This is a genomic window from Oleiphilus sp. HI0123 (assembly GCF_001635315.1).
The window spans coordinates 1-4,697 of record NZ_LWGE01001039.1 but is presented as its reverse complement, the minus strand read 5'-3'; the positions used below and the strand labels follow the sequence as shown (position 1 = coordinate 4,697).

General features: G+C 43.3%; 5 protein-coding genes. 3 read left to right on the top strand and 2 right to left on the bottom strand.

Going from position 1 to position 4,697, the window contains the following annotated elements:
• Positions 1-581 (top strand): TRAP transporter large permease subunit (locus A3761_RS09040; protein WP_156491774.1); only part of this gene is annotated, 581 nt, incomplete at its 5' end.
• Between the two features lie 10 nt (positions 582-591).
• The gene (locus A3761_RS09035) at positions 592-1,167 is read left to right on the top strand and encodes a magnesium transporter MgtE N-terminal domain-containing protein (protein WP_068507510.1); all 576 of its coding nucleotides are present in this window, start codon (positions 592-594) and stop codon (positions 1,165-1,167) included.
• Between the two features lie 18 nt (positions 1,168-1,185).
• Here the strand turns inward: A3761_RS09035 and miaA are convergent, their stop codons facing one another.
• Positions 1,186-2,097, bottom strand: a complete 912-nt coding sequence (miaA, locus tag A3761_RS09030; RefSeq protein WP_068507507.1) for a tRNA (adenosine(37)-N6)-dimethylallyltransferase MiaA — start codon at positions 2,095-2,097, stop codon at positions 1,186-1,188.
• Positions 2,098-2,324: 227 nt separating this feature from the next.
• Here miaA and A3761_RS09025 point away from each other — a divergent pair, with 227 nt between their 5' ends.
• Complete coding sequence (locus A3761_RS09025) at positions 2,325-3,371, top strand: putative solute-binding protein (protein ID WP_068553859.1); 1,047 nt, start codon at positions 2,325-2,327, stop codon at positions 3,369-3,371.
• Between the two features lie 61 nt (positions 3,372-3,432).
• Here A3761_RS09025 and A3761_RS09020 read toward each other — a convergent pair.
• Positions 3,433-4,697: RND family transporter (locus A3761_RS09020; protein WP_156491773.1), on the bottom strand; the 1,265-nt coding region annotated here is incomplete at its 5' end.

The following is a 4,697-nucleotide window of genomic DNA, read 5'->3' as shown; positions in this document are numbered from 1 at the left end:
CAGTTTTAGTGTTTGAACGTAAATTTAGTAGGGATTTCCATCAGCGAAATGAAAGTGCTAAGGCGAGTCCGACGATATCTTCAGCCTTTTCCAGTTCTGTAGATAACTCATCCATACAAATTGGCGCCTTACTGATGTTAATGGCTTGCTCGTTTACAGTTGGCGGCATTATAGAACGGGGCGGCGGCGTACTAGAGATACCCGAATTCTTCGGCTCTACCTACGGCACGATGGCGTTTCTCGTTCTGTTTTTGGTGATGATCGGCATGGTAATGGACCCCTTTGGTGCGCTTATCCTGGTTACAGGTACGATTGCTCCGGTTGCTTATGCTGCCGGAATCAATCCGATTCACTTCTGGATGACCTGCTTGATGGCTTTCGAACTTGGTTATTTGAGTCCGCCGGTTTCGTTAAATCACCTACTTACCCGTCAGGTTGTGGGTGATGAGGAAGTCAGTCTCGCTTTAAAAGAGGGCGATTCCTTTTATTATCGCCACGAGCGTTTACTTCTTCCGCTTATGGTTATGGGTACAACACTCATTCTTGTTGCTTTCGTTCCATTAGCATTCATCGATCAATAAGGTTGCTAGAATGGAACGCGTAGCAAAACGTGAGGAGCAATTAGAGCAACTTGAACGGCAGAGTGAAAGTGACTTGCCAGAAATAATTTCTGGCATGAGTGATGAACAATTTGAAGCTGTGTTTGATTTGGTTGAGTCGGTGCTCGAACGTGAAAGAAAAGGATTTGATCGTTTTTTCGAGTCTATCTCTCAAACGCTTAGATATATCCCCAACTTTCTCGTGCTTGCGATTACAAACAAATATATCGACCCACCCATTGCGGCAAGAATTACATCTAAGCTCCCCATTAAGAGTGCTGTTCAAATAGCAAAAGGTTTGTCTGTTGAGTATGTCTGTGAAACAGCGGTCTTTATGAATGAGCGCTATGCAGCCGAATTGCTAGCTCGGCTGCCGAAAAAACAGGCGCAAGATGTAATTGCCTGCTTGGCTGAGCAACACCCCTTGCGTGTATTGGATATACTGGAATATGCAGACAAAAGCTTGTTAAAAAGCATGGTTAAGCACGGTTTGACGCTGGCAGTACTTGAAAAAGACTTAAACGAGTTGAGGCTAGTGACCTTTAAGAAGCTGCACGCATTAGCGTAGTTCGCCAAGCAAAGCTCGCTAAAGATGCTTCGCGAGGTGCTCTGCGGCTTTGTCGAAAAGATCCTCTCCTTTATCGATCCAATGAATTTCCTGCCCCTTCTTTTCTATATTCCTAAACCACTTACTTTGTTGTTTTGCAAAAGCGTGAATGGCTGAATTGAGTTTTTGGTACATATCGTTGTAACTCAGCTCACCTTGCAAGTATTGTGCGACAAAGCGATATTCAAGGCCGAAGAAGTGTAACTTTTCCCAGGGAAGGCCTTGTTGTCTGAGTGTTTCTACTTCCTCTATCATGCCTTCTTCAAGCCGTGCCTTAAGCCTCGCTGTGATTCTAGCCTTTATTTCTTCGCGCTCTAAGCGAATGCCTATCGTAAGGGGTGTAAAAGTGGGAAGCTCCAGTGGCTTTAGATCTTTGCTGTCGGCTACTGCTATTTCGATTGCTTTAATGATGCGGTCTCGGCTTAACAAGTCGGTTGTGTTGTGTAAATTTTTGTCAAAACTTAGCAATAGCTCGATTAATTCGCGTTCTGATTTATTTTCCATTTCCTGACGTGCTTTTTCGTCAGACTTCGCTATCGTTAATTCATAACGGTTTAATATGGCATCTAGATACATCCCTGTTCCGCCCACTAAAAACGGCAGTTGTTCGCGTTTGACGATATTGGTGAAAGCTGTGGAGAAATGTTGGGCGTAGGCGAAAAGGTTGAATTCCTCTTGCGGCTCCACAATGTCGATTAGGTGATGGGGGACTTCTTCGTATTCATCGAGATCTTTGCCTGTACCAATGTCCATGCCCCGGTATACCTGGCGAGAGTCGGCAGAGATTATCTCACCTGAAAACTGACGGCAAAGCTCTACAGCTAATGAGGTTTTACCACTTGCCGTAGGGCCTAGAATGGTAACTAGTTTGGCTTGATGAGAATCTGTCATATTAATCTGTAATAAGTATTGAACTAACAAACACTTCGTTATAGTGTGGGAAATAAGTAGATATAAAACTGCCAGCTATTATAACTGGCCAGTTACCGTGAATCGCTATCTTATAACAATTACATGATAAATACGGCTACTTTGCTGGACACTTGTACCATAAAAACGAAGATATAATCTTGCAAACCTTGAGTTAACAAGAACCTAAACAAGGAATTCTTTTCGGAATGAAGGTCTACAACGTCTTAATAGCGCTGGTATTAATATTAGCAAGCACGTCTGCATACTCTCTAGAGAAAAAAACATTTTGTATTTGGGATCCGGTTGGGCGTAATGGCCCGGTTATGTCTTTTTATTCTGACTTAATACCAAAAGCTCAATCATGGGGCTTGAGTATCAGGTTTGTTGCATATACTGACGAAAAGGTCGCCGCAAGTGAGTTTAAAGCAGGGCGCTGTGAAGCCGTACTTTTGAGCGCAATACTTTCACGCCAATTCGTTAAATTTGGCGGCACAATGGATGCTATTGGCGCGATTACCTCCCAGAAAGGCCTTGAACTCGCCTTGGGTACGTTGGCTCGTCCTCGTGCCGGTAAGTTGATGACCCAGGGTAATTACGAAGTGGTTGCAACTTTTCCGGTAGGGTCAATGTTTGCCTTTGTAAATGACCGATCGATAGAAAGTATCGATGACTTTGCTGGTAAAAAACTGGCAATTCTTAATGGAGACCCCCAGGCTAAAAAGTTTGCCGACTTGGCGGGTGCTTCTCCCTTCAATGTTTCTCTGACCACTTTTGCAGGGCAATTCAATAATGGTAATGTCGATATTTTGTTGATGCCAGCTTTGGCCTATAACACATTTGAGCTATACAACGGATTAGGTGACAAGGGCGGGATAATTGATTACCGACTTTATTATGGCATGCTGCAAACAATCGCTAAGCGTGATCAATTCCCTGAGGTATGTTCCAGGAACCGAAAAGCCAGAAAGCGTGAGTGCGTTAGCTTTGGCCACAAAATGCGTAATTATATCCTGACACGAATGGATGATATGGAACGAATGGTTAAGGATGCTGAGAATGAAATACCTCAAAACTACTGGATCGAGATTAGTCAGTTTACTAAGGATGATATTGATCATTTCAGTAAACGTGTACGCATGGCACTAAAGGCAGACAAGGTCAATCATCCTACGGCACTTAAGTTACTCTGGAAAATTCGTTGCCGTCTGGATCGTTCTCGTGGCGAGTGTGCTGCAAACGCTAAACCAGAATAGCTACTTGATGAATAAGAAAGCCCCTACAAATTATCCTTTGTAGGGGCTTTTTTGTTGGGTTTTAGTTTGGAGTAGAAGTAAGGATGTTTTCTGTGCCTTGCTTACCCGCAGTCTTCTCTTCCAGCTTGAGTAGAATTGCGGGTAGCGCTATAAAGTCGAATATCAGTGCTAGCGTAATCGTTGTTGCAGTGAAGATACCCATGTGGGCGTTCATGTTGAAGTTGGACAATGCAAGCACCATAAACCCTGCGACTAAAACGAAGGTTGTCACCCAAAGTGCAGTACCAACGGTTGCGAAAGCATATTGCACCGCTTGCTCGCTAGTATAGCCTTTCTCACGCCTAGCCCTTCGATACTTGCTTAAAAAGTGGACGGTATCATCAACGACGATACCCAGGACCATACCTGTTGCGGTACCTACGGATATGCCAACATTACCGTTGAAGATACCCCACAAACCAAATGCAGCACCAATAGGTATAAGGTTAGGGATTAGGCTAACCAAGCCCAGTTTGACTGACCTGAGTACGATCACCATGATGATACAAATTAGTATCAATGCATAACTTACCCCCGAAACCATACTCATAACGTTTCGCTCACCGATATGAGAGAACATGATATTCGGGCTCGCAGCATAGAACTCAGTAATATCGGTATTTGTCTCAAGCCATTCAGCAATATCCTTTTCAAGCGCTAAGGTTTTGTAGCTTGGTATATTGTTTAGTACAACAGTTAGTTTGATAGATGATTTATCTACGTTTAACTGGTTGTTGAGATCCAGCCCATAGGGGAGCGACATTTCATATAACAGTAAATATTGTGCCGCTAAATCTTGTGACTCCGGTAGCCGGAAGTATGACTCATCATCGGCATGCATATTTTTATTCAGGCGCTTGAATATCTCGGTAATCGTATCGACATGAACAACTTCTTCTCGAGCTTCAAGCCATTGGCTGAATGCCTCGACCTGTTGTAAGAATTTCGGGTTGCTTATCTCACCGGATTCTCCGGCAACTAGTGAGTATTCAATTGTATAAATGCCAGAAAGGTTTTCAGCGGTAAAGTCGGTGTCTTTTCTAAATTCTACACTTTGCTTGAAGTAACCGACAAAGTCGTCATTTATCATATTTAATGGTATAGCAGAGAAAATGGCGATTGTTACCAAGCCGGTACCGATCAAAATTTGTCTGCGTTTGTTAATGACGAAATTAGCGATTGCATCAAGGCCTTTGTGTGCTTTATCTGCTTGCTTCTTCTCTTTTACCGGTAGCACCATAACCAGTGCTGGAAGTAAAAATACTGATAGAAAGAATGCTGCAACGA

What these genes read in the sequence shown, in the direction of transcription:
- A3761_RS09035 (WP_068507510.1), top strand. Translation starts at nt 592, where the DNA reads ATGGAACGCGTAGCAAAACGTGAGGAGCAATTAGAGCAACTTGAACGG.
- miaA (WP_068507507.1), bottom strand. Translation starts at nt 2,097, where the DNA reads ATGACAGATTCTCATCAAGCCAAACTAGTTACCATTCTAGGCCCTACG.
- A3761_RS09025 (WP_068553859.1), top strand. Translation starts at nt 2,325, where the DNA reads ATGAAGGTCTACAACGTCTTAATAGCGCTGGTATTAATATTAGCAAGC.